At 50.2% G+C, this 25,730-nt stretch carries 26 protein-coding genes; 22 read left to right on the top strand and 4 right to left on the bottom strand.

Going from position 1 to position 25,730, the window contains the following annotated elements; all coding sequences use genetic code 11:
- Window positions 1–34: 34 nt before the first annotated feature.
- From SPTER_RS19995 to SPTER_RS19965, 7 genes are all read left to right on the top strand, one after another.
- Entirely contained in the window at window positions 35–709 is a 675-nt protein-coding gene (locus SPTER_RS19995) for an aspartate/glutamate racemase family protein (RefSeq protein WP_144352012.1), read from the top strand.
- A 40-nt stretch (window positions 710–749) separates the two neighbouring features.
- Window positions 750–1,727, top strand: a complete 978-nt coding sequence (locus SPTER_RS19990) for a bile acid:sodium symporter family protein (protein WP_144352011.1) — start codon at window positions 750–752, stop codon at window positions 1,725–1,727.
- Window positions 1,728–1,795: 68 nt separating this feature from the next.
- On the top strand, window positions 1,796–2,203 hold the full coding sequence (locus SPTER_RS19985; RefSeq protein WP_144352010.1) for a GlcG/HbpS family heme-binding protein: 408 nt from the start codon (window positions 1,796–1,798) through the stop codon (window positions 2,201–2,203).
- A gap of 92 nt (window positions 2,204–2,295) precedes the next feature.
- A complete protein-coding gene (locus tag SPTER_RS19980; RefSeq protein WP_144352009.1) occupies window positions 2,296–3,012 on the top strand; it encodes a FadR/GntR family transcriptional regulator in 717 nt (238 codons plus the stop codon).
- Window positions 3,013–3,117: 105 nt separating this feature from the next.
- Window positions 3,118–3,957 (top strand): class II fructose-bisphosphate aldolase, encoded by an 840-nt coding sequence (locus SPTER_RS19975; protein WP_144352008.1) that lies wholly within the window; start codon window positions 3,118–3,120, stop codon window positions 3,955–3,957.
- Between the two features lie 33 nt (window positions 3,958–3,990).
- Window positions 3,991–4,794 (top strand): beta-keto acid cleavage family enzyme, encoded by an 804-nt coding sequence (locus SPTER_RS19970; protein ID WP_144352007.1) that lies wholly within the window; start codon window positions 3,991–3,993, stop codon window positions 4,792–4,794.
- Window positions 4,795–4,810: 16 nt separating this feature from the next.
- Window positions 4,811–6,250, top strand: coding sequence for a four-carbon acid sugar kinase family protein (locus SPTER_RS19965; protein WP_144352006.1), 1,440 nt, complete (start codon window positions 4,811–4,813; stop codon window positions 6,248–6,250).
- Between the two features lie 153 nt (window positions 6,251–6,403).
- On the opposite strand, the gene SPTER_RS19960 is transcribed toward SPTER_RS19965, so the two are convergent.
- Complete coding sequence (locus tag SPTER_RS19960; protein WP_144352005.1) at window positions 6,404–6,889, bottom strand: LptA/OstA family protein; 486 nt, start codon at window positions 6,887–6,889, stop codon at window positions 6,404–6,406.
- 970 nt (window positions 6,890–7,859) lie between these two features.
- Complete coding sequence (locus SPTER_RS19955) at window positions 7,860–9,485, bottom strand: AsmA family protein (RefSeq protein WP_144352004.1); 1,626 nt, start codon at window positions 9,483–9,485, stop codon at window positions 7,860–7,862.
- 65 nt (window positions 9,486–9,550) lie between these two features.
- Between SPTER_RS19955 and SPTER_RS19950 the strand changes: the two genes are divergently transcribed.
- From SPTER_RS19950 to SPTER_RS24900, 3 genes are all read left to right on the top strand, one after another.
- Window positions 9,551–9,736, top strand: a complete 186-nt coding sequence (locus SPTER_RS19950) for a hypothetical protein (protein ID WP_144352003.1) — start codon at window positions 9,551–9,553, stop codon at window positions 9,734–9,736.
- A gap of 42 nt (window positions 9,737–9,778) precedes the next feature.
- Entirely contained in the window at window positions 9,779–10,579 is an 801-nt protein-coding gene (gene zupT, locus SPTER_RS19945) for a zinc transporter ZupT (protein ID WP_144352002.1), read from the top strand.
- Window positions 10,580–10,662: 83 nt separating this feature from the next.
- Window positions 10,663–10,800, top strand: a complete 138-nt coding sequence (locus SPTER_RS24900; protein WP_170233074.1) for a hypothetical protein — start codon at window positions 10,663–10,665, stop codon at window positions 10,798–10,800.
- A 134-nt stretch (window positions 10,801–10,934) separates the two neighbouring features.
- Here SPTER_RS24900 and SPTER_RS19940 read toward each other — a convergent pair whose 3' ends face one another.
- A complete protein-coding gene (locus SPTER_RS19940) occupies window positions 10,935–11,342 on the bottom strand; it encodes a hypothetical protein (RefSeq protein ID WP_144352001.1) in 408 nt (135 codons plus the stop codon).
- Window positions 11,343–11,994: 652 nt separating this feature from the next.
- Between SPTER_RS19940 and SPTER_RS19935 the strand changes: the two genes are divergently transcribed.
- The 3 genes from SPTER_RS19935 to SPTER_RS19925 all read left to right on the top strand — a co-directional run bounded on the left by SPTER_RS19935 (window position 11,995) and on the right by SPTER_RS19925 (window position 14,520).
- A complete protein-coding gene (locus tag SPTER_RS19935) occupies window positions 11,995–12,273 on the top strand; it encodes a hypothetical protein (protein WP_144352000.1) in 279 nt (92 codons plus the stop codon).
- Between the two features lie 269 nt (window positions 12,274–12,542).
- Complete coding sequence (locus tag SPTER_RS19930; protein ID WP_144351999.1) at window positions 12,543–13,217, top strand: response regulator transcription factor; 675 nt, start codon at window positions 12,543–12,545, stop codon at window positions 13,215–13,217.
- 1 nt (window position 13,218) lies between these two features.
- Window positions 13,219–14,520: a sensor histidine kinase gene (locus SPTER_RS19925; RefSeq protein ID WP_144351998.1), complete on the top strand. Its 1,302-nt coding sequence runs from the start codon at window positions 13,219–13,221 to the stop codon at window positions 14,518–14,520.
- A gap of 472 nt (window positions 14,521–14,992) precedes the next feature.
- Here the strand turns inward: SPTER_RS19925 and SPTER_RS19920 are convergent, their stop codons facing one another.
- The gene (locus SPTER_RS19920) at window positions 14,993–15,340 is read right to left on the bottom strand and encodes a DUF4870 domain-containing protein (protein WP_246105372.1); all 348 of its coding nucleotides are present in this window, start codon (window positions 15,338–15,340) and stop codon (window positions 14,993–14,995) included.
- A 423-nt stretch (window positions 15,341–15,763) separates the two neighbouring features.
- Here SPTER_RS19920 and SPTER_RS19915 point away from each other — a divergent pair, with 423 nt between their 5' ends.
- The 9 genes from SPTER_RS19915 to SPTER_RS19875 all read left to right on the top strand — a co-directional run bounded on the left by SPTER_RS19915 (window position 15,764) and on the right by SPTER_RS19875 (window position 25,713).
- Complete coding sequence (locus SPTER_RS19915; protein ID WP_144351996.1) at window positions 15,764–16,228, top strand: GNAT family N-acetyltransferase; 465 nt, start codon at window positions 15,764–15,766, stop codon at window positions 16,226–16,228.
- A 63-nt stretch (window positions 16,229–16,291) separates the two neighbouring features.
- Window positions 16,292–17,038, top strand: coding sequence for a type I methionyl aminopeptidase (map, locus tag SPTER_RS19910; protein WP_144351995.1), 747 nt, complete (start codon window positions 16,292–16,294; stop codon window positions 17,036–17,038).
- Window positions 17,039–17,479: 441 nt separating this feature from the next.
- Window positions 17,480–18,640: a DUF3798 domain-containing protein gene (locus SPTER_RS19905; RefSeq protein WP_144351994.1), complete on the top strand. Its 1,161-nt coding sequence runs from the start codon at window positions 17,480–17,482 to the stop codon at window positions 18,638–18,640.
- A gap of 140 nt (window positions 18,641–18,780) precedes the next feature.
- Window positions 18,781–20,382, top strand: a complete 1,602-nt coding sequence (locus SPTER_RS19900) for a sugar ABC transporter ATP-binding protein (protein WP_144351993.1) — start codon at window positions 18,781–18,783, stop codon at window positions 20,380–20,382.
- A gap of 1 nt (window position 20,383) precedes the next feature.
- Window positions 20,384–21,424, top strand: a complete 1,041-nt coding sequence (locus tag SPTER_RS19895; RefSeq protein WP_144351992.1) for an ABC transporter permease subunit — start codon at window positions 20,384–20,386, stop codon at window positions 21,422–21,424.
- Window position 21,425: 1 nt separating this feature from the next.
- Entirely contained in the window at window positions 21,426–22,538 is a 1,113-nt protein-coding gene (locus SPTER_RS19890) for an ABC transporter permease subunit (protein WP_144351991.1), read from the top strand.
- Between the two features lie 21 nt (window positions 22,539–22,559).
- On the top strand, window positions 22,560–23,636 hold the full coding sequence (locus tag SPTER_RS19885) for a M24 family metallopeptidase (protein ID WP_144351990.1): 1,077 nt from the start codon (window positions 22,560–22,562) through the stop codon (window positions 23,634–23,636).
- A 246-nt stretch (window positions 23,637–23,882) separates the two neighbouring features.
- Complete coding sequence (locus tag SPTER_RS19880) at window positions 23,883–24,443, top strand: helix-turn-helix domain-containing protein (protein WP_144351989.1); 561 nt, start codon at window positions 23,883–23,885, stop codon at window positions 24,441–24,443.
- A gap of 73 nt (window positions 24,444–24,516) precedes the next feature.
- Window positions 24,517–25,713, top strand: coding sequence for an amidohydrolase family protein (locus SPTER_RS19875; protein ID WP_144351988.1), 1,197 nt, complete (start codon window positions 24,517–24,519; stop codon window positions 25,711–25,713).
- Window positions 25,714–25,730 lie beyond the last annotated feature (17 nt).

Below are 25,730 nucleotides of genomic sequence, written 5' to 3'. Positions count from 1 at the left end.
GTATGTATTACGTACTGTGATAAGGAGGTTTATCATGAGAATAGCTTTGGTGTATACGAGTACTACCCCGGAATTGATTGAATTGGTGGAGAAAGAGGTGCGGCAATTACTGCCGGCGGCTACTGAGGTCATCAGTAATCAGGACCCCTCGATTCTGGCCGAAGTGCGGGAGGCCGGGTATGTTACGGCGCCGCCGGCGGCCAGACTTGTCGGCATGTATATGAAAGCAGTGGGGGATGGGGCTGATGCAATTCTCAATGTTTGTTCTTCGGTAGGGGAAGTTGCCGATGCCGCTCAGGATATTGGCAAATATACCGGCATTCCGATTGTACGGGTCGATGAGGATATGTGCCGGGAAGCAGTACGGCAAGGGGTGCGTATCGGGGTAATGGCTACATTGCCGACAACTCTGGCGCCAACCAAAAACACGATCTACCGGGTAGCAAGGGAAATGAACAGGCCTGTGGAATTAGTTGATGTCCTGGTTGACGGTGCCTTTGGCCTTGATCAAGAGCAGTTCAAAGAGCTAATGACAAAGTATGCGCAGGAAATTTGTGATCAGGTGGACGTGATCCTATTCGCCCAGGGGTCGATGGCTTATTGTGAGCAGTATATCCAGCAGCAGTGCGGAAAACCGGTGTTGTCCAGTCCCCGGTTCGGCGCCGTGGCGCTGAAAGAGGCGCTGATCAAAAAAGGTCTGCTGAAATAACTCCGGTCAGATTTTACATTAATCCAAAGGAGCGACGGAAATGCTGGAAAAATTGGGAAGTATAGTAAAGTTTATTACAAAATATTTTTCTGTCTGGATCATCCTGGGGGTTATTGCCGCCTATTATAATCCTGAACCGTTTAAACCGTTAGCGAAATACGTCCCCTATTGCATTATGGCCGTTATGCTGAGCATGGGCCTTACGGTATCCATCGGGGACTTTAAACTCGTTCTCTCCCGTCCTAAAGATGTATTCTGGGGTATTGTCCTGCGCTATATGATTATGCCGGTGATTGCTTTTCTGTTGACCAAGCTCCTGAATTTGCCGCCGGTTCTGGCAGCGGGCCTTATCCTTGTAGGCTGCTGCCCCAGCGGCGTGGCCAGTAATGTCATGACTTTTCTGGCTAAAGGGGATACGGCCCTTTCCATCACGGTTTCTTCCCTCAATACGGTTATTGCGCCTTTTATTACCCCTTTTATGTTTGCTTTCCTGGTTGGTTCCATCGTTCCGGTTGATGCCGGGGCTATTCTGTTTGATATATTGAAGATTGTTCTGGTGCCGGTATTCTTAGGCGCTGTTATTCGCGGTATGGCATCAGACTTTGTGGACAGGATCATGCCAATTATCCCCATCGTATCGGTCATTGCCATTTTTATTACTACCAGTTCGGGGTTTGCTCTCAGCGCCGGCTCACTGGCCAATGTTGCCTGGATTGCGGTTGTGGCCGTAGTTTTGCATAATGTACTCGGTCTTACAACCGGATATTGGGCGGCCCGTGGTGTTGGCATGAATCACTTCAAAGCCAAAGCGCTTAGTTTTGAAATCGGCATGGAAAACGGCGGGCTGGCAATGGCTCTGGCGTTGGCTCATCTGGCGCCGCTAGCCTTCATACCGGCGGCCATATTTAATCTGGTGCATAATCTTACCGGCCCGATACTGGCCAGCTACTGGCGCGAACAGGAAGAAAAGAAGGAGCTGGCGGCAGCAGCCAATGGGAAAAACTCTATACAGTTGTAAAGACGGCTCAAAGTAAATGTTGCCTTGGTGGCACCATATAGCTGCTGAAAGTAGAAGGAGTGATGATAGTGGACAATATTACACTGGCGCTGGCGAAGAAAATAGCGGACTATGCGGAAGCGACCGTTGCCGGCGAATATGGCAGGAAACCGTTCAGTGTGGCCGTTTGTGATAAGGATGGATTTTTAGTTTTATTCCATAAGCTGGACGGCGCCAAATTACTGACGATCAGCCTGACACCCAATAAAGCGTATACCGCGGCCCGGATGGGGGTAAGTACGGCTGATTTTTTACGGCGGCTGCAGCAGGAAAACCTCAATATTGCCTACTTTGCCGATGACAAATTTGTGGCGATGCCAGGCGGCGTGCCGGTCTATAATGACAAACAGCAGGTTATTGGCGCAGTCGGGATTGGCGGCCTGAAAGAAGACGGTGAAGTTGCCGCCAAAGTTGCTGCGGCTGTGGTTCATTTATAAGTTAAGACCGCAATTTATTATAGACGCCAGCATGATTGTTTGGACCGACGTATGATGTTATACTGGTAACAAATATCATCAGGGGGTCCAAAATGGCAACAGAATCTTTTTTAAGAGAAATAGGCGGTAAATCTGTTGTAGAGCAGATTGTTGATAATGTTACCAATGCGATTATCAATGGGGAACTGAAGCCGGGTGATAAGATCCCGACGGAAAACGAGCTTTGCACCTCCATGGGCGTCGGGAGGAATTCTGTCCGCGAAGCAATCAAGATACTGGAAGCCTATGGTGTCCTTACCATCAAGCGGGCCGAAGGGACCTTTGTAAAACAGGGCTTTGACAGCAAAATGCTATACCCTGTTTTATACGGGATCATTTTACAAAAGGATTCGGCTAATCAAATTATTGAATTGCGTAAAGTAATTGACGTGGGCATACTCCAGCTGGCGATCGATAAACTGGAGCTGGAATCCTTGCACAAAGCGGAACAGGCCATGCAGAAACTCGAACAAAAGCTGGCGGCTCCGGCTGTTGACATCAATGCAATATTTGAAGCCGATACAGCCTTTCATATGGTACTTGTTGCTATTACGCAAAATGCACTGTTAGAAGGAATTTGTTCTTATGTCGATCAGATTACCAAAAAATCCAGACTGAAAGCGATAGAAAAATTTATCAACGATAAGGCAACAGAACGATTTCTGCTTATGCACCGGGATATGCTGCGGGTAGTAAAAGAAAAAGACCGGGCGAAGATCAATGAAGTGGTGGAAAAGCATTATCAATATTGGGAGCAAGTAACCTGCTAGCAGTCCGCCAAGTCTAAAGCTATTAGATTTGGGCTTGGGTGGGCTGCTAACCACCAGGCAGAACCTGATAGTGGACAAATAACCAACAACTAAGGGGCAGTTGTCATGCTGGTAAATTTAGCAGATATTCTCAGGGACGCTTCTCAGGGAAACTATGCTGTCGGGGCATTTAATGGCTATAATTATGAAACCTTTGCGGGCATCATTGAGGCGGGGACTGAGACAAACACGCCGGTTATTCTGGCTTTTGGCGCCAAGTATTTGCCAAATATGTCGCTGGCGACGGCCTTTTCCCTGGCTGAAAGCCTGGGCGGGAAGTGTAAAACTCCGGTTTGCCTGCACCTGGATCACTGTAGCGACCTGGATACGGTGTTTCGGGCTATTCGGGCCGGCTTTGGCTCGGTTATGTATGATGGATCAGCGTTGCCGTTGGCGGAGAACGTGAAAAATACCAGGTTGGTTTGCCGGACCGCCCGTGCCTGTGGTGTGTCAGTGGAAGCCGAGCTGGGCTGCCTGGCTGCCGGCGAGCATTCCCATGAAGGGTCGGCAGCTGATGTGGCGGCTTATACGGAACCAACGCAGGCAGCGCAGTTTGCGGCCGCCACCCAGGTTGATGCTTTGGCTGTCTCTATTGGCACTGTACACGGGCTGTACAAAGCGGAACCTAATCTGCGGCTTGATATCCTGGCCGGCATTCATAAGCTGGTGCCGGTGCCGCTGGTGTTGCATGGCGGTTCAGGGCTGGCGGCCAAGGATATTTTAGGCTGTATCGACCAGGGGATTGCCAAAATCAATGTAAACACTGAAATATCTGTGTATGCGGTTGCAAAGACAAGGGAACTGCTGGCGGCTAAGCAGCCGCATTTTTCCGAGTTGTCTTTAAGCCAGGCAGATTATGTAAAAGATGTTGTGAAAAAGTACATAGCTATTTTTCGCCGGCGGTGAGCAGCCAGCCGGCCTTGGACATAGGAGGGGAAAATGAACAAAGTACTGATTTCTGTTGCTCCCGTAGCGAGTACAGATAAAAATATAGTTCCTGCCGACATTGCCGCCGAGGTTGTCAGTTGCTGGCAGGCCGGTGCCGCGATGGTGCATTTGCACGTGCGCGACGCCGGGGGGAATCTGACTGCCGATATGAGTCTGCTGGCAGAAACCCTGCGGCTGATTCGCAAAGAGTCGGACATCATCATTGAAGTGTCGACAGGCGGCGTGTCCGGTCTTACGATACAGGAACGTTGTGTTCCCTTATATTCGGAGCTTGTCGAGGCCTGTTCGCTGAATGTTGGCTCCACCAACCTGGGGAAGGCTGTATATTGCAATCCCCTTGATGATGTGGAGTATTGCATCCGTGAATTGCTAAAAATGAATAAGACACCGGAAGTGGAAGTTTTTGAAATTGGCCATATTTTCGCGATGAAAGAGTTTATGGAGCAATATAATTTTTGTGAGCCGGTGCTGTTCAGTATTGTCCTGGGGCACAAAGGCGAAGCTCCCGCCACACCGCAAGCCCTGGCCGCGATGATTCAGATGATTCCAGCGGGAACTCTCTGGGGCATCACCCATGCCAACCGCCGCGATTTTTCCATTATCGCCGCCGCTCTGGGCCTGGGGGCCAGTACGGTCAGGATTGGTTTTGAAGACAGCAATTACCTGGACGCCAATACGATAGCCGACAGCAATGTTCCTTTAGTGGCAAAGACGGTACGGCTGCTGCAGGCTATGGATAAAGAGCCGATGAGTCCGGCTGAAGCCAGAAAACATTTTAATATATTCAGCAGATGAGACAGGTGGGTTAACTATGAAGCAATTGCCGAATCGCAGTGCTGATATATTACAGTCTTATCCGGCGGTGGATGAACAATATGTACAGACCCTGTTAGAGCAGGCTGTCGCTAACGACCCGCATAAAATCATTGTGCTGGATGATGATCCGACCGGTACACAGACTGTGCATGACGTTTCCGTATATACTGACTGGTCTCATGAAAGTATTAGCCGCGGCTTCCGGGAAAAGAACAAGCTGTTTTACATTTTGACAAATTCACGCGGCTTTACTGAAGAGCAGACCAGGAAAGCGCACCGGGAAATCGGGGCGATGGCGGCGCAGGTTGCCCGGGAACAGCGGCGGCGGTATTTAATTGTCAGCCGGAGCGACTCGACGCTCAGAGGTCATTATCCCCTGGAAACGATGATGCTGCAGGAGCAATGGGAACGCCATTCCGGTCAAAAGGTTGACGGTGAGATTATTTGTCCCTACTTTAAGGAGGGCGGGCGCTTTACGATCGACAATATTCACTATGTTCAGTATGGTGAAGTGCTTGTGCCGGCAGGGGCAACGGAGTTCGCCAGTGATAAAACGTTTGGCTATCAGTCCTCCGATCTGGCCGCATACATTGAAGAAAAATCACAAGGCGCTTATAAGCGGGAAACCGTGGTAACGGTCTCCCTGCAAGATTTGCGGGCCCTCAGAATTAATGCGATTACTGACAAACTGACCGGTATAACTGATTTTGGGAAAGTAGTCGTTAATGCTGTTGATGCCTGCGATATTAAAGTATTTTGCCTGGCGCTCTACCGGGCGATTGCCCAGGGTAAAAAATTCCTGTTTCGCACGGCAGCCGGTTTTGTCAAGGAATTGGGCGCTATTGCGGACAAACCGCTGCTGACCAGACAGGATATGATTGTCGGCAGCAACGGTAACGGCGGCATTGTTGTGGTTGGCTCGCACACCCGGAAAACGACCAGCCAGGTGGCAGCATTACAATCCCTTGCCGGCATCCAGTGCCTGGAGTTTAATTCTGATCTGGTCCTGGAGGAGGAGCGCTTTCAGGCTGAAATTGCGGCGGTGGTGAAGCGGGAAGAAGACCTGCTGGCCCAGGGCATTACCGTCGTTGTTTACACAAAGAGAAAACTATTGACCCTGGACAACGATACGAAGGAAGCGGCACTGGCCCGGGCGGTCAAAATCTCGGCTGCCGTCCAGGCACTGGTCGGCAATCTGCGGGTAACACCGGCCTTTGTTGTTGCCAAAGGCGGCATTACTTCCAGCGACGTCGCCACGAAAGCGTTACAGATAAAACGCGCCGGCGTGCTGGGACAGATAAGGCCGGGAATCCCGGTATGGCAAACAGGCGAGGACAGTAAATTCCCCCAGATACCCTACGTTGTTTTTCCGGGCAATGTCGGCCAGGAGAATACACTCAAAGAAGTTGTGGAAATACTGCTGGGCACAAAATAATATCTATGCACGCCTAAAAAGAGGCCCTACCCCTGCGCACCTGCAGGGGTGGGGCCTCTTGCCATCAGCTTGCGGTTTTAAGTACTACTATGGCTGACGTTACTATATAGACCGCCGCCAGGCACCATCAGGGTCAACAGCAGATGAATAGAGCTACTCCAGCCTGCCGTTTCTCAAATTGTATGTTACAGAAGCCGCGGACCAGGTGTTACTGCCTTGAGTGACCTGGACATTGCCGGTAAATGTCCCAATTTTGGTGCGCCAGTTGAAGTCTGCTGTATCGGCGGTAATGGTGATATGGGACTGCGATAATGTCACACCGCCGCCAAGCACCGCTTTGTTCTGGGTACCATAGGCGTAAACGCTGCCGGCGGTAAGATGAATGTTATCCTGGGTAAGGGTGATGCCGTCTGAGCCCCAGACCTCCAACGAACTGAGGCTGACTCTGGCCTGACCGGCCGTTATCATGCGGCTGCCGGCTTCAATGCGTACATTGCCTTTTAATAAATAGAGACCGGTATCTGTATCATAATAGGTGGTGTCGGCTGTGACGGTAGGCTTTGCAGCAGCGGCTGGGCCTGCTGAGCAGACTAGAAAATAGAAAGCTATAATAAAGAGGAATAATACGTTCCGGTTCATATTTGTGACCTCCAGGCGAGGGGATGGTAATATGAGCAATTCGCATAAGATGGTCTGACCTTATACCAAAAACCGCCACCTTATTTCATACTAGCAGTACCCTTAAAGTTTTTATAGTACTAATAATAGCTGCATTTTCTTTCCATGTCAATATCTTATAATAAAATTTGTCATTAATAGCGGTTAATTAACCAATCATATCAATCAACTCCAAGGAAAGGACCTGCCTTTTCAAAATGAGAGAAATCCTGTCAGATCCAGGGGGATTTGGCAGGAGTTTTATGTTTTTTACGGTACACATTTATAATGAAGTGAAATTATTATTGGATGAAAGAAGAGAATTTATGAAAATCGGGTTAGTACGGCATTTTAGGGTGGATTGCTCGCATAAGTACTTGATGACTGATGAAGAATTTAGGGAATGGGTGGGACTATACGATTGCGCAGCAATCATGCCGGAGGGTATGCCAGTCAATACGTCTGACTGGGAGAAATGCTATTGCAGTGATTTCCACGAGCAATAGAAACAGCTCAATATATGTGCTCGTAGTAACACATGGCTTTTTAATGCTGCAGATTCAAAGAGAATTAAAGGCGCAAGGATTTTACGGCGATAGTTTCAATATAGCGGAATATGGAAAAATATATGTGTTGGGAAATGGCAGAGGTTAGCCACTAAAGCATTGCAGATAAGGCCGGGCATACCGGAGAAGACAGTAAATTCCCCCCCGATACCCTGCATTATTTTTCGGCGAACAGGACACGCTTAAGGAAGTTGGGGAAATATTGCCGGGCCCCCAATAATAGTTGATAAAAGGTCGTAGCCCTTGTCAAAAATGAAATGCTCCCCTTAACGCCGACAGGTTAATAATAAAAACCTGTTGCCGAAAGGGAAGCGTTTTCATGTCTTTGGGACTGAGGCCTTGCCTTCGCAGGCCCAGGAGACCGCAGGCCAGCAGGCCAAGCGGCCTTAGCGAAACAGCTTATCAAATATTTTTTCGGTCACCTTTTCTTTTATTTCGGTCCGTGTTGCCGGCAGCTTGCGCTCACGCAGCTTTTCCACCAGACTTTGGTTTAGCTGTTCCGGATAAAAGACGCCAAAATCAGTGTGAATCGCCAGGTTGCTGATTTCCGCTTCCGCCGTCCCCTGTTTTAGGAAATTGCCGGTCAGGGTGTGAAACGACAGGCCATAGGCAGTGCCGTTGGCAATGGTGAAGCAGCCCTGCACCGTTGCGGCCGCCGCCGAACCGGCGGCCGTGCCTGTAAACGCTAAGGGGCCTTTGACGTCTTTTTCCGTTAGCTGTGACGCATCAAGGCCGCTGCCGGCCAGAGACAGGGTGAATTGCTGCGTATCCGGGAAGATTTCGCCGTTGGCTAGCACCGAGCCGCCCAGCGTGGCACCTTGCGCTGTCAGCAGTTGTAGGGTTTGCTGGACAAAGGTGAAGGTACCGTTGATGCTGCTGATAATTATATTGCCGAACTGCAGACTGCCAAGGGAAAAGTTACCGGACAACACCGGTGACAAGACAGAACCGGTAACCTTGCCCTGCGCCGCCAGAACCCCGCCGGCCTGCAGACCGGACAGGAGTACGGCCGGATCGCCGGCCGGCAGCTGGATATCAAAATCCAGTGTCTTGTCACCGGCCGGTGCTGTCAGCACCTGCCCGGCCGCGGTAATCGCCTGGCCTTGATACAGCGCCTGGCCATTAACAACCTGAATTGTATCGGCCTGCTTTTCAAACTGGGCGCTGCCCTGCGTCAGGGCTAAAGCGCCAGTGGTAGACACACCGGAAATACGGCCGGCTAACGCTTTCAGCAACGTTGTACCTGTCGCATCTTTACCAACTTTGACAGTTAATTCGTCCAGACTACCGCCTGTTACTTGAATCGGGTCGTCCGCGGCTGTCAGCCCTAGCGTGGCCAGGTCCAGCTGCGCTGCCGACAAAGTAATCTCGGCAATATCCGGGGTTCCCCATAGACCGTCCAGCCTCAGCGCCGCCTGCTCTAGTTTGCCGGTGGCGGCAAGGCGGATTTGGTTCTTCCGGCGAAGATCAACCTCGCCGGTCAACTGGTCCACGGTTTTTGCCAGGGAATCTGTTGTCAGATGCAGTTTGCCATCCTTAATTGTTACCAGCCAGGCTAAGTCGGACTGCTCATCTGTTTTTTCCTTGAGCAAACCATCCCAGTTCAGGCGGTCCTGATGCAAGGCAACCCAAAATTCCGGTTTTTCCACAGTCACAGCTTTGATTAGCTGTGGACCCACCTGTCCTTTGAGCAGATCACTCCAGTTATAACTAATATGTAACCGCTTGAGCCTGGCCAGCGGTTGTCCGGCGGCATCAAGTACCTGGACTTCTTTAATTACCGCCGACCCGAGGATGGATAAATCAAACCCGTCCGCTGTGATCTGGCCATTGACAGCCTCATTGGCAGCTACCAGCAGTGATTGCTCCAGCGCTGTCTTTACCTTGCCGGCAGCAAACTGAAAAAGGATGGCTCCTGCCAGCAAGGCTAGCACGACTATAAACAAGACAATTTTTTTCTTGCTCCATTTCAATGGGGGCTCTACTAAGACAGATTGTTGTTCTTCACTCACAGTTTATGCCTCCCGCCTTATTGCAGTGGGTACTGATTCACTGCCTGCCATAAGACTATTATAAAGTGTCAGCAGTGGCTGGACAAGCCGGGCTGTTTAATTTTGAAGAGGTAAAGTATGCCACATGCTGTGCGGTGAAGCGGACCGCGCCCCGGCCGCGCGGAGCCGGTGGTACTTCAGTCAAGCTGCTGCTGCAGGAAAGTCAGCGCATTGTGGGGGGAAAACTACTGCAGGCAGGAATTATCTCCTAAAATAGCGAAAAATCCTCTCATACTGAATAAGGGGGCTGGGGAATGAGCGAAAATGTCTGGCTGGCGTTCAGTCTGACTCTATTGGCGGGACTGGCGACCGGTGCCGGCGGGGCGCTTGCTTTTGTGGCGAAAAAGGACAATATGAAATTATTGTCTGTCGGTTTGGGATTTTCCGCCGGGGTTATGATTTATGTCTCGTTTGTCGAGATTCTGCGCAAGGCGGAAATCGCGCTGACCGCGGATCTGGGCCCGGAGCTGGGGCCGTGGGCGGCTGTCGGCTGCTTTTTTGCCGGCATGCTGGCGGCGGCGCTGCTGGATAAGCTGGTGCCGCCCGGCATCAGTTATCATGAAATGCAGATCAATCAGCCGGAAGAATCACAGGCCGAGCTTGCGGGCAAGCTGGAACGGATGGGGCTTCTCACTGCCTTTGTCATTGCCATGCACAACTTTCCCGAGGGGCTGGCGACGTTTATGGGCGCGCTGGAGGACCCTGCACTGGGCGTTTCCCTGGCTATCGCCATCGCCATTCATAATATTCCCGAAGGGATGTCGGTAGCGCTGCCCATCTTTTATGCCACCCGCAGCAAGCTGCGCGGCTTCTTCTTTGCCCTGTTGTCAGGATTGGCTGAACCGATTGGCGGTATTGTCGGCTATTTTATTCTGCGGTCAGTCTTCAGCGACGGCGTATTCGGCATATCATTTGCGGTTGTCGCCGGCATCATGGTCTATATTTCCCTTGATGAATTGCTGCCGATGTCGCGGGAGTCGCATTCGGGACACGCATCGATGCTGGGGCTGGTGCTGGGCATGCTGGCCATGGCTGTGAGCTTGTTGCTGTTCTAAGGCGGAAGCGGGGTTGGTGTTGACGAAGCTGCATACGAAAGCAGGACAGAGGCAATGCCGCCGGAAGCAGGGGGACAGGGACCATGTTTCCGGTTTGTTGTCCCTGGCACCAGGGAACAGAACAATGGGGCAAGTGTATTGCCGGCACAAGAACTATCCATGCCTTTGCGGGGAAGCGTATTCACGGCATGAAAACGCAGGGCCCCACTGGAGCAGGCTAAAATGGTCTGTAAAAGCACGGGCGCAGACGGCGCATATATGAGCAAAGCGGTGGGTGGAGGCAGCGGGCAATGCCGCCGGCCTGTGGGTAGCTGTTGTTCAATGCCGCTGCGGTATTGGCGGCGCTGTTGCTGCGTCAATCATACTGCTGCTGCAGGAAGGTCATAAACTCCCGGTGGATATGGCTGCTGTCCCGCAACCCCTGCTTATAGGAAATTTCCGCCGCCTGGCCGGACTCCAGCGCCGTGAGCGCCTCGAAATCCATGACCAAACCGGTCAGTTCCGGATGCTCGGCCTTCAGGGCCCGGGCCAGCACCAGCAGCCGGTCCAGGGCGGCACTGACTTCCCTGGCCGTCTTACTGTAGCCGGCATCATTGGCATCGGCCAGATTGAGGATATGGTCCACCCGATCAAAAACATACTGGTCAAAAGCCTCGCTTAACAAACCTTTCAGCATAACCCCACCCTCCCGGCCGGCAGCGGTGTCACGGCGGTTGGCCGTGGAGACAGCTGGCAGGAGCCGGGTTCTGTTTTCGTTAGACAATTTTATACCCCCCATACTTAGGCTGGGGCCAAAGGCCGAAGCCCTGCCGCCAGCTGTTTACAGGGGGAAATTAAAAAACGCATGCGCAGGTTTGTACCCTACACATGCGTTTGGCGTCGATGCTTGCTATAGCCTCAATCCCAATAAGCCGGACATAGAGCCGGCCTGGTCAGCAAAGGCCCAGGTTGGCCAGGCTGCGGATAACTGGCAGTGAGGAGAGAAGGAAGATTTGCTGCGTCCAGTCGCACTCACAGCCCGGCGCCGGCGGCAACGTCCCTTATACCCGCGCGCCCCGGCTTGTCTTCCGGGGGAACGCCAGTGTATAATAGTAATGTCGTCGTGGACAGCTTGACTGTTACGTGTAGGTGCTCATTTCACCTTGCGCGGGCCTGGAAGTGTTCCAGCACTTTCAGGTCACGGCGACCTTTTTAATTTCCACCTATTTCTAATTATAGCTTGTTTGCGGGGAATTGCAAGTACAGTTAACCTTGCCGGCCGGATTTTTGCTGGCAATTTGGAGGGCGCCGGGAAGGCGGCGCCGGCGTTTCCCTCTTGTGGGTAATTTTACCTGGCTGAGTTTAAAGAAATTTTAAGAAAATGATTCTATTATATAAACATGCCTTAGGCATACATAGAAAAGGGAGGTACTCAGATGAAGGGTATGTTAAAAAGAATCATGGTGTATTCCATGGTGGGGTTAATGCAGGTTGGTTTGTTCGCCACGGCTTCCGCCGCGCCAAGAGTGGAAGAAGCGCCGTTTTTTCAGGATTGCTGCGGGGATTCCTTCTGTTTGGAAGAATGCGCTCAGGGAGTAACGTCTGACTGCAGAAAAAATCATCAGCAACAGCCAATGCCGCAGGACAACAACGCTAGGCAGAACCTGAATACAGCATATCCGCAAGATCAATCGCAAAATACCTGTAACAAGTAGCAATAATCCCCGGCGGCTGCGGCTGCCGGGCTTTTTTTAGCCTGCCAGAATTTATAAATAAATTCTGTGGACATAAGAAACCATAACTCATCGGCTTACGCTTTCGCCAAAGGCTGGGGCGCAAGCCGTGTTTTCTTTATTTAACAGAAGCTAGAGCCAATAGGTAAGGCGGCTGGCGAGATGCCGATTTTTGGCCGTCAGGCAGTGAACATGTCTCTGCCGCTGCAGGCGCATACTAGAGTAGGAAATATCAGCTGCAGGAGGTAGCCATGCGCATACTTGTTATTGAAGATGACAATATTCTGAGAGAAGCAACGGTAGCCATTTTAACCGGGGAAGAGTACATTGTGGATCAAACCGCGACCGGGGATGAGGGGCTGTATTTAGCAGAGCAGGGCATTCATGATGTAATTGTGCTGGATATCATGCTGCCGGGGATGAGCGGTCTGGAGATCCTGACAACGCTGCGCAATAACGGTTGTGCTATTGCTATACTGCTTTTGACAGCCAAGGATAGTGTCGATGATCGTGTCATTGGTTTGGAGGCCGGTGCCGATGACTATCTGGTAAAACCGTTTGCTATGCGGGAATTGCTGGCGAGGATAAAAGCTCTTATCCGGCGCAAGGGCAATCTCATTATCGAGGATCAGCTGAATTACGGTAACCTATCATTACACAGCCGCCTGAAGGATGGTTTCGTAGACGGGGAACCGCTGGGGTTAACCATTAAGGAATATGAAATCCTGGAATTTTTACTGCTAAACAAAGAACAGATAATAACAAGAGATCAGATTTTTGACCGGATTTGGGGAGTAGACTCGGAAACTTCCCTGAGCGTTGTTGATATCTATATCCATCATCTGCGCAAAAAACTGGCTGTTTTTGAGTTAGAGTCTGTAATTCAGACCGTTCGCGGCGTTGGTTTTATGCTGAAGGAGAGTTAGTATGTTGCAACGGACACTGACGCAACTGACGATTATCAATTCATTTGTTTTTTTTATTATCTATTTTTTGTTTACCGCGATTCTCTACGGCTATCTTTCTTACCGGCTATTCGACAGAATAGACGAAGCCATGCGTTGGCACGCCAGTGAATTTAGATTTGCCAATGGGCAGGTTGTTCCCTTAGCGAACCCGATTTTTGATCCGCGCATTTTTGTCTTAATGCGCAGCACAGACGGTCGCACTCTCAATCCAGTGCCTTTTCGGGAAGAAGAGTTAAAAAATATTGCTGAGATTACTGCCGCAATAGAGGTTGGCGAGTTGACAACCGAAGAGTATGAAGGCCACAGCTATCGAATGATGAGCTGGCCTTATACCTATCAGGAAAACATTTACGACCCAGCAACAAATTTCCAGATAGATTCGATCATTGTCATCAGCATTGTAGATTCCGAGGTACAATTGCTCAATAACTGTTTATGGCTTATTGTCAGTGGCGGCGTTATCAGTGTATTTGGTATTGTTTTAGCCGGATTTCTTCTGGCTAAACGGGCCATGTTCCCCATCCAGGCAGCCTGGGAGAAACAGCAGCAATTTGTTTCGGATGTATCCCATGAGCTGCGTTCTCCTTTAACAGGCATATACAGCAATGCCGAGCTAATGCTGCGGTATCCGGACAGGAGCATCAGAGAAGAGTGTCACCGGATCAATGCGATCATGCAGGAATCGAAGCGAATGACTAAGCTGATAGCGAGCTTGCTGACATTGGCCCGGTCGGACTCCGGTAAGTCGGACTTAAGTCTGGGTGTGATTAACCTAAGTGCGGTCGTGCATGAAGTGGTCAGTCATTTTGAGGTGTTTAAAGAGCTGAATGATATCAGTTTAGCAGTAACTATTGCCCCCGCTGTAGAAATAATCGGTGATAAGGACCGTTTGCACCAATTGCTGGTAATTCTGCTTGATAATGCTTTTAAATTCACACCTGCTGGCGGACAGGTCGCCGTTGCTTGTCATATCGCCAAAAAAAACGCGATAGTCAGTGTAAGCGATACCGGCGTGGGAATAGTTCCTGAGAATGTTCCGCGCATATTTGACCGTTTTTTTCGTGGTGATAAGTCCCGGTCAAGGAATGCCGGCGGAACCGGTTTAGGTTTGGCTATCGCGCAATGGATTGTCGAAAAGCATGGCGGCAGGATCGACGTCAAGAGCTCCTTGGGAAAAGGCACGAATTTTATAGTTTCATTTCCACTACCGAAGAAAACAGCCGGCCCCGGCCGTACAGAGACTGACAAAAAAAGGGGATAGAGTGGTAAGGAAAAAACCAGCAGGGTAGTTTGCAGATTATGGAAGGTTTCTTCTTGCTTATGCAGAATAACTTATGCTTATAATGGTTTGGCAAAATGAAAGGAGTGGGTTCATTTATGTTAAAACAGCTTTATCAAAAGCAGAAAGCAGAGCAGCAAGGAACGGTTACACCGGTTAAAGTACGGGGAAATCAGGGCTTGAGGAAACTGGCTAGGGCAAGAAAGTTGTCCCGGAGCTGAGCGCCTGCGGCTCTGCCAAAGCCGGGGGATTTGCTGATAAATAAAAATCGCTGTTGGCAGTTCACAAACTGGCCAACAGCAATTTTTTTGTCCTGATAGAAAGTATAACTTTCGCCTGGATAAGGGCACATCGGCTTATGCTTTCATCAAAGGGCTCGGCGCAAGCCGTGTTTTCTGTACATGAGTAAGAACGACTATACCCTAAAGGACCCAGGCGGTTTTTTTGATAAGGCTTATAGTTTACTGACCAGCCTTTGGATTAACGGATATTCGTAAAACTGGCCGTCGGCCGCTTTTACGGCAGCGATAACGGACGTTATGAGCAGCACCAGCCACAGCAGTCCTACGACCGGTACCAGCAGCAGGCCAACCAATATCAGGCATAACAGGCTGGTAATGAACGAGGCGGCTAAAATAGCAAGATGCGCTACTAACGCTTGTTTGGCGTGATGGTAGACAAACGGGTCTTCCTTGCGGAGCAGTAAAATGACCAGGGGAGCGATAATGAAGCCAAGTCCTCCCAGTAAATAGGCCAGGTGGGCAAGGATCGCCAGCAGTTTTTGTTCTCCGGTAATATTCATCAACGGTCTCCCTTCTTCGGTTACGTTTTTTAGGCGTGAATTGTGAGTTGCGTGTATATCTTATTATAGCAGATGACTAAACTATGTGTGTAGTTATAGTGCAGATACAAAAAAAGTATACCGGGATAATTTACAAAAGTTTTCGGCAAAAGGGCCTGTCAGCCAACGCGGCTGCTAGGTCCTTGTATTATCAACAGCAGGCAGGGTAAAGGGTAACCTGACAGAAGGTATAGCTTTCGCTGGATCAGGGCAACGTCGGCTTACGCTGCGCCCAAGGCTCGGCGCCAGCCGTGTTTTCGTTATTGTGATATAATATTGCAAACTGGTGGTTCGCACGATTCCTGGAATTCTTAGGGGGTGCGTGCTATAATTTCTAGTAATAGTATAAGTACACTGCTCAGTGGTACAGAAAGGAAATGATAAATGATCATACCGCCAGCGGTTAAGCAGTATGAAGAACTGCTCAAGGTTTGGGAGGGGTCAGTACGGGCAACCCATACTTTCCTGACCGAAGCTGATATTCAATTCTATAAACCGTTAATTTTGCAGGAGTATTTTCCGCAGGTGAATTTATTCTGCCATCTGGATAGCAGCCAAAAGATTACCGGCTTTATGGGCATAGTAGAGGATAAACTGGAAATGCTGTTTATTGATGCGCGTGAACGGGGCACAGGCATCGGCAAAAAATTGCTGATGTATGCAATCAAGCAGCAGAATGTGAAACAGGTAGACGTAAATGAGCAAAACCACCAGGCTGTCGGCTTTTATCTGCATATGGGCTTTAGGGTAGCCGGCCGGTCTGCGGTTGACGCAGCCGGCAAGCCTTATCCTATTTTGTCCATGGTATTGGCCGATCAGGGCAGCACCGGGGACAGGGTTATAGAATAAGCGTAGCTGCGGGGTTGGGGCTGTTTTGACTCAACTTATGGTTACACTGGAAGGGGAATAGTAATGATCATACTCAAATCAGACAGAGAGGTCCAGATCATGCGAGAGGCCGGGCGGATTGTGGCCCAGTGTCATGCTGTTCTGGAAAAATCCATTCAACCAGGGATTACTACTAAGGAATTGGATCAGATTGCGGAAAAATTTATTCTGGCAGCCGGGGGAATTCCCAGCTTTAAAGGCCATCACGGCTTTCCCGCTTGTATTTGCACATCGATTAATGATGTTATTTGCCATGGGATACCGGATCAGACCGCGCTGCAAGACGGTGATGTCATTACGATTGATATTGGTGTTAAGCTAGAGGGCTATCATGGTGATTCGGCCTGGTCCTATGCTGTCGGCCCAATAACGCCGGCGCTTGCGCAATTGATGCGGGTCACGAAAGAATGCCTGGATTTAGGGATTGAGCAGGCCCGGCCGGGCAAGCGCATCGGCGATATTGGGGCTGTCATTCAACGGTATGCGGAACAGTTCCATTATGGTGTTGTGCGCGAATTTTGTGGTCATGGCATCGGGCAGAATTTGTGGGAGGAACCCCAGATTCCCCATTATGGGCAGCCCGGGCGCGGCCCGGTGATTAAACCGGGAATGGTCATTGCGATTGAGCCCATGATTACCAATGGCAAATGGCAGGCCAAAATCGATCGGGACGGCTGGACGGCCCGGACTATTGATAACTCTATCTGCATTCAGTATGAGCATACGCTGGCTGTGCTAGAGTCAGAAACTGTTATACTGACGCAATTATAAATTTCTTTAGCCGTTGGGGGCCGGAGCATCCCTGCGGTTAGATTTATCAGGGAAAGCTAATGCCAGGTTAAGAAGCAATAATAAAAACCCGCGGCTCTGGCCGCGGGTTTTTATTTTTTTCCCCTTTAAGAACAGGTCCAGCCGGCCTGCGCCCCGGTACCGCCCCGGCCGCTTTTTCCCTGCAGCCACAATCAGATGGTGAATTGGGGACGGCTTTTTTAAAATAAATTTACAGGCATGAAGATTGCTGCTGGATTCGACAAATTTTTACTTAAAATTCTAAATATATTCACTATTATAAATTTGATTATTGACCGGATAATTTTGCTATGTTAATATTAGGTAAATATAGGTAAGGGTTAGAGGGAACAGGCAATGGCTGGCAGTTAAGAAGAAAAGCTTCTTTACTCATATTTTTATGAACATGGAGGGGAGATTTAGATGTTTAAAAAAGGTTTTTTACTGTTGCTTACAATGATGTTGCTGGTTGTGTTTACCGGGTGCGGCAGCTCAACAACGTCAGGTGATGCAGCCAACGCTTCTAAAAAGGTCAAAATCGGGATAATGACCAACACGGTTGCTCAAAATGAGGAAGAATACCGGGCGGCCGAAAAAATGGTTAAAAAGTATGGTAAAGATGTCATCCTGTTTAAGACTACTCCTGATAATTTTATGAAAGAGCAGGAAACAACCATTGCCAATATGCTGGCTTTTGCTGCTGACCCTGATTGCAAAGCAATTATTATGTGCCAGGCTGTACCCGGGGCCGCCGCCGCCTTTGAAAAGGTGAGGGAAGTCAGGCCGGACATTCTGCTGATTGCCGGTGTGCCTGGCGAAGATCCGGATATGGTTGCTAAAAAAGTGGATATTGTGCTTAATACTGATGAGCTGGCCATGGGCAAAACCATTCCTGCGCAAGCGAAGAAACTAGGGGCAACGACCTTGGTCCACTATTCTTTCCCGCGTCATATGTCTTACCCCTTGCTGGCCCAAAGAAGAGATATCATGAAAGTGGAAGCTGAGAAGATTGGCTTGAAATTTGTTGACGCCACAGCGCCTGATCCGCTGGGGGATGCCGGGGTACCGGGAGCACAGCAGTTTATGCTGGAAGATATCCCGCGCAAAATTAACGAATATGGCAAAAACACCAATTTCTTCAATACCAATTGCGCTATGCAGGAGCCACTGATTAAGGCTACCCTGGATGCCGGCGGTATTGACGCCCAGCAATGCTGTCCCAGCCCGTACCATGGTTATCCCGGGGCTCTCGGCATTCAGATTCCGGCCGACAAAGCCGGTGACGTTGACTATGTGATCGGAGAAATCAAAGCCAAGCTCGCTGCGAAAAACGGCACAGGCCGGTTCTCCACCTGGCCGGTCCCGGTCACGATGACCTTCATCGAAGCCGGTGTGGAATATGCCAAAGACTGGGCGGAAGGCAAATTCACCGAGCGGAACAACAAAGAAATTCTTATGCAGAAACTATCGGCAGCAGCAGGTACCAAGATTGAGGCGCAAACTCTTACGACCACCGACAAAGCCGGCCAAGAGGTTGTGCTTGATAATTTCTACCTGATTCTTATTGATTATATAACGCTATAATGTGGAACTAAGCCTCAGCGGCAGTATTGCCCGCTGAGGCTTAGTTAAAAACCGGCGGTTTCTCCCAAGCAAGGCTGATAAAGATAAATCAGCCTGCTTTGCTTACGATGTCTGAAAATGTATCCGCAGGGGGATGACAAATGGCTGCAAATTATATACTTGAGATGAAAAATATTGTCAAAGACTATTTTGGCAACAAGGTGTTAAAAGGGGTAACACTGCAAGTAAAACCGGGAGAAATCCATGCCTTAGTCGGCGAAAACGGGGCCGGAAAATCGACAATGATGAATATCCTCTTCGGCATGCCTGTTATCTACAGCACGGGCGGGATTAAAGGCGAGATTACTTTTGAAGGCAAACCTGTGGCGATAGAATCACCCAAAACAGCAATGGATCTGGGCATTGGTATGGTGCATCAGGAATTTATGCTGCTGCCCGGCTTTACGATTACGGAGAATATTAAACTCAACCGGGAAACCACCAGGCACAATCTTATCAGTAAAGTCGCCGGCACCAGTCTCAAATCCCTGGACCTGCCGGCAATGCGCAAGGATGCGCAAAAGGCACTTAAAACGCTGGGAATGAATGTGGATGACTGGCTGCCGGTGGCGGGGCTGCCGGTCGGGTATATGCAGTTTGTGGAGATTGCCAGGGAGATAGACAAAGAAAATATCCGCTTGCTGGTGTTTGACGAACCGACAGCGGTGCTTACGGAAAGTGAAGCCGATAAGCTGCTGGCTACAATGAGAATACTGGCCGCCCAGGGGATCGCCATTCTCTTTATTACCCATCGCCTGGATGAAGTCCTGGCGGTTGCTGATGCCATTACTGTTTTGCGGGATGGGGCCAATGTCGGCTTCATGACCCAGGGAGAAGCAAACCTGGAGAAGATCGCGGAAATGATGATTGGGAAAAATGTGGAGAGGATCGTGCCAACAGCCAAAGCGGTACAATCGCAGGAAGTAGTGCTTTCTATCAGAAATATGAGTGTGACAATGCCGGGAGAAATGGTGAAAAATATTAATCTGGATGTGAAGCAGGGAGAAATTTTGGGTTTGGCCGGACTGGCGGGGCAGGGGAAGATCGGGGTGGCCAACGGGGTGATGGGACTCTATCCTGCCACCGGGGAAGTGTATAAGGAGCAAAGCCTGCTGGAACTTAACAATCCTAAAAAAGCCATTCAAAACAAGCTGGCTTTCGTTTCTGAAGACAGAAGAGGTGTGGGACTGCTGCTGGACACCTCGATTGAGCTGAATATTATGATGACAAGCATGCAGATACGCGGGGAATTTCTCAAGCCCTTCCTGGGGATTAAGGCAATACAGATGGCTGATTATAAGAAAATCCGGGAGCACGCGCTCCAGATGATTAAAGACCTTGATATCCGCTGTACCGGTCCGACGCAAATCACCAGACGGCTTAGCGGCGGCAATCAGCAGAAAGTCTGTGTGGCCAGAGCATTGACGCTGCAACCGGAGATCCTGTTCGTTTCCGAGCCGACCCGCGGCATTGACATTGGGGCCAAAAAATTACTGCTGGATTTGCTGGTCAAGCTGAATCTGGAATGGGGTATGACCATTGTCGTTACTTCCAGTGAACTTAGTGAATTAAGGTCAATTTGTGACCGGGTGGCCATTGTCTATGGTGGGAAAATTGAAGCCATATTGAGTCCAACGGCACCAGACGTTGAATTTGGCTTAGCCATGGCCGGCAAATACAGTGACCGCGAGGAGGCTGTATAGTATGAAGCTCTGGCACAAGCTGACCGATAGATACGGGTATCCCAAGGTTTGCATTACAATATTTTTGCTGTTTTTAATTATTCTGGCGGTTTTTCAAAAGCAGGACATTCCGGCGATGGCTGGCGATTCCCTGGTGAGAATCGCTATGAACGGCATCCTGGTCCTGGCCATGGTGCCTAGTATTGTAGCCGGGACCGGCATAAACTTCGGCTTGTCTTTAGGCATTATTACCGGGCTGCTGGCCGGCTGTATCAGCATTGAAATGGATATGCGCGGGCTGTCGGCGTTTATGTGGGCGGTGGTCATATCGATTCCATTGTCGGCAGCCATGGGCTATTGGTACGGCTGGATCCTAAACAAGGTAAAAGGCGATGAGATGACAGTAGGTACGTATATGGGATTTGCGATCGTATCACTGATGTCGATTGGCTGGCTGCTCATGCCGTTTAAAAGCCCGGAGATGATCTGGGCCATTGGCGGCAGCGGCCTGCGGACCACCATATCCCTTGGCGGCCGATATGCTAAAGTTTTGGACGACCTGCTGGCGATTCCGTTTTTTAGCTCGAAGATTCCGACCGGGGCGATACTGTTTGTGGCTATTTTCTGTTTACTCATATGGCTGTTTATGAGATCCAAAACCGGTATTGCGATGATGGCTGCCGGCGATAATCCGAAATTTGCCATCGCCACCGGGATTGATGTTGACCGGCAGCGGATGATTGGCACGGTAATGTCGACTGTCCTGGGGGGGATCGGCATGCTGGTATATTCCCAGAGTTTTGGTTTTTTGCAGCTGTACCAGGCGCCGCTCATGATGCCGTTTGCGGCGACGGCCGCGATCTTAATCGGGGGTGCGACCGCCAAAAAGGCAACGATTGCCCATGTGGTGGCCGGTACAATCCTGTTTCAGACACTATTAACCATCTCCTTGCCGGTTATTAATTCGGCAGTCAATGTCGGGAACTTGTCGGAGGTCATTCGTATTATTGTCAGCAACGGGGTTATTCTCTACGCTTTGACAAAAGTGGGAGGTAATCACTAATATGAATACAGGATTGGTAACCCAGGCGAAACAAGTGTTTTCCCTTGACTGGCTGAAAAATTTTCTCAGAGCCAATCTAGTGCCGCTGATTTTCCTGGCTCTGTGTATTGTTACCACAATTGCGTCGGAATTACCGTTAAAATTTGTCATCAACGAGCTGGTGGTCCGCTTGTCCCGCAACCTGTTTCTGGTTATTGCCCTGATTATTCCTGTATTGGCGGGTATGGGGCTTAATTTTGCGCTGGTTATCGGGGCTATGGCCGGTCAGATTGGCCTGATTGCGGTTAAAATCTGGGATATTGGCGGACTGGCCGGATTTACCGCCTCGGTCCTGGTAGCCACGCCCTTTGCGGTTTTATTTGGGTATCTCACCGGTCTTACCTTAAATAGGACAAAAGGCCGCGAAATGATCACAAGCATGATCCTGGGCTTTTTCGCCAACGGACTGTGGCAATTGGTGTTTCTGCTGTTTATCGGTACGCTGATTCCTATTTACAATCCGGAAATCGTTCTGAAAAGCGGTGTGGGCTTAAAGAATGCCATAGACCTTAAGTTTATCCAGTATGCTTTGGATAAACTGCTTTATTTTAAAATCGGCGGCATCACCATTCCGGTCGTGACTTTTTTAACCGTCATTGCCCTGGCGTGGTTTACCCGGTTTATTGTTACCACAAAAATCGGGCAGGATTTCAGAGCCTTGGGCCAGGACCTGCATATTGCGCAGGTGGCCGGGATTCCCACTGATAAAATCCGCCTGATTGCGATCACGATATCAACCATCCTGGCCGCCTGGGGCCAGATCATATTTTTGCAGAACATCGGCACCTTAAATACCTATAACAGTCACGAACAAGTGGGGATGTTTGCGATTGCCGCGCTGTTAATCGGTGGCGCCACTGTGGCCAAAGCGACAATTACCGATGCGGTCATCGGCACTTTGCTTTTTCATACGTTGTTTATTGTATCGCCGCAGGCCGGCAACAATTTATTCGGCGATGCGCAAATCGGCGAGTTTTTCCGGGTGTTTATCGCTTATGGCATTATCGGCGTGTCCTTGCTGCTCCATGCCTGGCATAAATACATGGAGAATAAAAGAAAAAGTATGCTGGAATAGCGGAAGCGGGAGGAACAGGTAATGAAACAGGAACGGGTTAATAACGTGCTGGAAAAAATGGCGGCAGCCGGCATTCCTCAATTGGTGATCACTGATCCTGCGGCTGTCTTTTATCTTACAGGTACCTGGATTCATCCGGGCGAAAGGCTGTTGGCACTGTATCTTAGCTGCCGGGGCAATCACAAACTGTTGATTAATGCGCTTTTCCCGCTAGAGGCTGAACTGGGAATCGATAAAGTCTGGTTCAATGATACGCAGGATGGAGTCGCGATACTGTCCGGCTGGATTGAGGCCGGGACCCCGGTTGGCGTGGACAAGAACTGGCCGGCGCACTTTTTATTAAGGCTGATGGAGCAGGCCGCCGGCAGCCGGTTTGTAAACGGTTCGGTCATTGTAGATCAGATCCGGCAGTGCAAGGATCAACAGGAGCAGGAGCTGCTGCGGCAGGCCTCCCAGCTCAATGATCTGGCAATGGCGCAGCTGCTGCAGCTTATTCCCGGGGGCTATTCCGAACAGCAGCTGGCGCGGCGTTTGCTTGTTATTTATGATGAGCTGGAAACCGGCGGCTGCTCGTTTAACCCGATTATTGCCTATGGCGCCAATGCGACCGACCCGCACCATGAACCGGATGGTTCCACCCTGCAGGCCGGGGAAAGTGTCATCATTGATATTGGCTGTAAAAAGAACGACTATTGTGCGGATATGACCCGGACGGTATTTTACAAATATGTGCCGGGCAGGGCGAGAAAAATATATGATGTGGTGCTGGCGGCTAATGAGCGGGCGATTGCCGGGATCAAACCCGGCGTCCGCTTCTGTGATATTGATGCTGCCGCCAGAGCCCCGATTGAGGCTGCCGGGTATGGCAAATATTTTACCCATCGGACAGGGCACTCCATTGGTCTTGAGGTCCATGAACCCGGTGATGTCTCCGCCGCCAATGCCAGTCAGGTGCAACCAGGCATGACGTTTTCCATTGAACCGGGAATTTATTTGCCGGGTGTGGCCGGGGTGCGGATTGAGGATTTGGTGTTGGTAACAGAAACAGGCTGTGAGGTATTAAACAAATTTGACAAGCAGCTTACCATTGTGGGCTAGACAGACGTCTGCCATATGTGATGTATCAGGCCTATTAGCCGACGTGCTGATAGGCCTTTTTACCACAATGGCAGCGGAATTTCATATTAATGAAAAATATTCATTGGAATGAACATGAGTAGCTTTTTTTCGCAATATATATTATTATATAAGTTATATTTAGCCTGTGGCTAACCCCGCGTTACGATGCCTGCTACGGCCGGGGGAACCAGTCCTTTTAATTACATTGAGACATGAGGGATTTTTATGAACAAAGATATTGGCAGTAAGGTTAAAGAGCTGCGAACCAGGAAAAAGATGACCCTGAAAGATTTAAGCGAGAAAACCGGTTTATCAACCGGTTTTCTATCACAACTGGAACGGGGCTTAACATCCATTGCGACGGATTCGCTGGCAAAGATTGCGGCAGCGGTCGAAGTTGATGTATCCTATTTTTTTGCCGGCTCTACCAAAAACCGCAGCTCTATTATTCGCAGTTATGAAAAAGAAGTATTTCAAATTATCAATGGCCGCTTTATCCATTACCATTTAACCAATAACACCGGCGCCAACTTACTATTGCCAAGATTAATTGAACTGCTGCCAATCAACTGTGAAGAAGATATCTCTCCCTATGCTCATGAGGGAGAGGAGTTTATATATGTGCTGGAAGGGACCTTGACGCTCTTTCTCAACAATGAGCAGTTTGAGCTGTTTCCCGGTGACTCGGCCCATTATAGTTCCCATATTGTTCATAATTGGGCCAACTATACCAATAAATTAGTAAGGCTTATTGTTGCCAGCACTCCCAATCCATTTAAGGAATAGGTGGCTGCTGGATATTGGCCCGGGTACTGCCGGCGTGGGCGGACGCACTTGAGTTATAGGAGGGACCCGCAATATGATTATACTCGCGCAGAATGTGGTTACCGGTGATGGGACGACCTTGATCCAAGCGGGGGCTGTGGCCATAACCAACGGCAAAATCAGGGATGTGGGACCAGCCCGGGAGGTAACGGCCCGTCACCCCGGCGCTCAAGTGGTTGATTACGGGGAGGCAACAATTCTACCGGGTTTGTTTGACATGCATGTCCATCTGGGGTATTACTACAGCCAGCCTGATGCTGACCGCTATGATGATTTTCTTATCGCCTGTTATGCGGCTAAACAGGCTGAAACCGCCCTTACTCTGGGGATAACCACCATCCGCGATTTAAGCTCGCCCCGTCATCTGTGCCAACAGCTGCGGCTGGCGGGTGAGAAGGGTTATGTGACTGTACCGCGCATCATTCATGCCGATGCCGGCCTTTGCATGACCGGCGGCCATGGCTATGCTGAAGCCAGTGAAGAGGTGGACGGGGCTGACAATATCCGTTCCGCCATCCGCCGCCAGCGCCGGGACGGGGCTGACTGGATCAAGCTGTTGACCAGCCACCGTGCCAGCATCCCCGAATATACGCAGGCAGAACTGGAGGCGGCCGTGGATGAATGTCATCGCCGGCACATAAAAACTGCGGTTCACGCCGGCACCCAGCCGTCAATTGAGATGTGTATCAAGGCCGGCTTTGATACAATTGAGCATGGCACGTTTATGACGGTGGAGCAGGCCCGGCAGATGGCCCGGAATGGCCAGGCCTGGACGCCCACAATAACTGCCTATACGTATCTATATGAATATTGCCGGCAGGTCAAAGAAGAAGGCGGCGACCTCTCTAATCCGGTGGCCGCCGCCGCCGCCCGCGACTACGCCTATTTTGCGCCGGCCGCCCGGGCTTACCGCGATAATTTTCTGAAGCTTTACAGGACTGGCGTTACTGTGCTGGCCGGGAGCGATATGGTACTGTACGGTGCACCGCCGCTGCCCATTAACCGCGAGTTAGGGTATATGGTGGAATATGGCATTACGCCGCTGGCGGCAATCGGGACTGCGACTGGTAATCCGGCCGGTGTCCTGGGGTTGGCGGCGGTCACCGGGCAGCTGGCCCCAGGCCTGGAAGCCGACATTTTGGTGGTTGCCGGCAATGCGGCCGCCGACATCACCGCCCTTAACCAGGTTCGGTGTGTTTATCTTGGCGGCAAGGTGGTTTACCGATCGTAATAATAAAAGAGGGTGAG

The sequence above is a fragment of the Sporomusa termitida genome, assembly GCF_007641255.1.
GTDB classification, from domain to species: domain Bacteria; phylum Bacillota; class Negativicutes; order Sporomusales; family Sporomusaceae; genus Sporomusa; species Sporomusa termitida.
The sequence above is the reverse complement of the archived record's forward strand: the minus strand, read 5'-3'. Positions and strand labels throughout refer to the sequence as shown.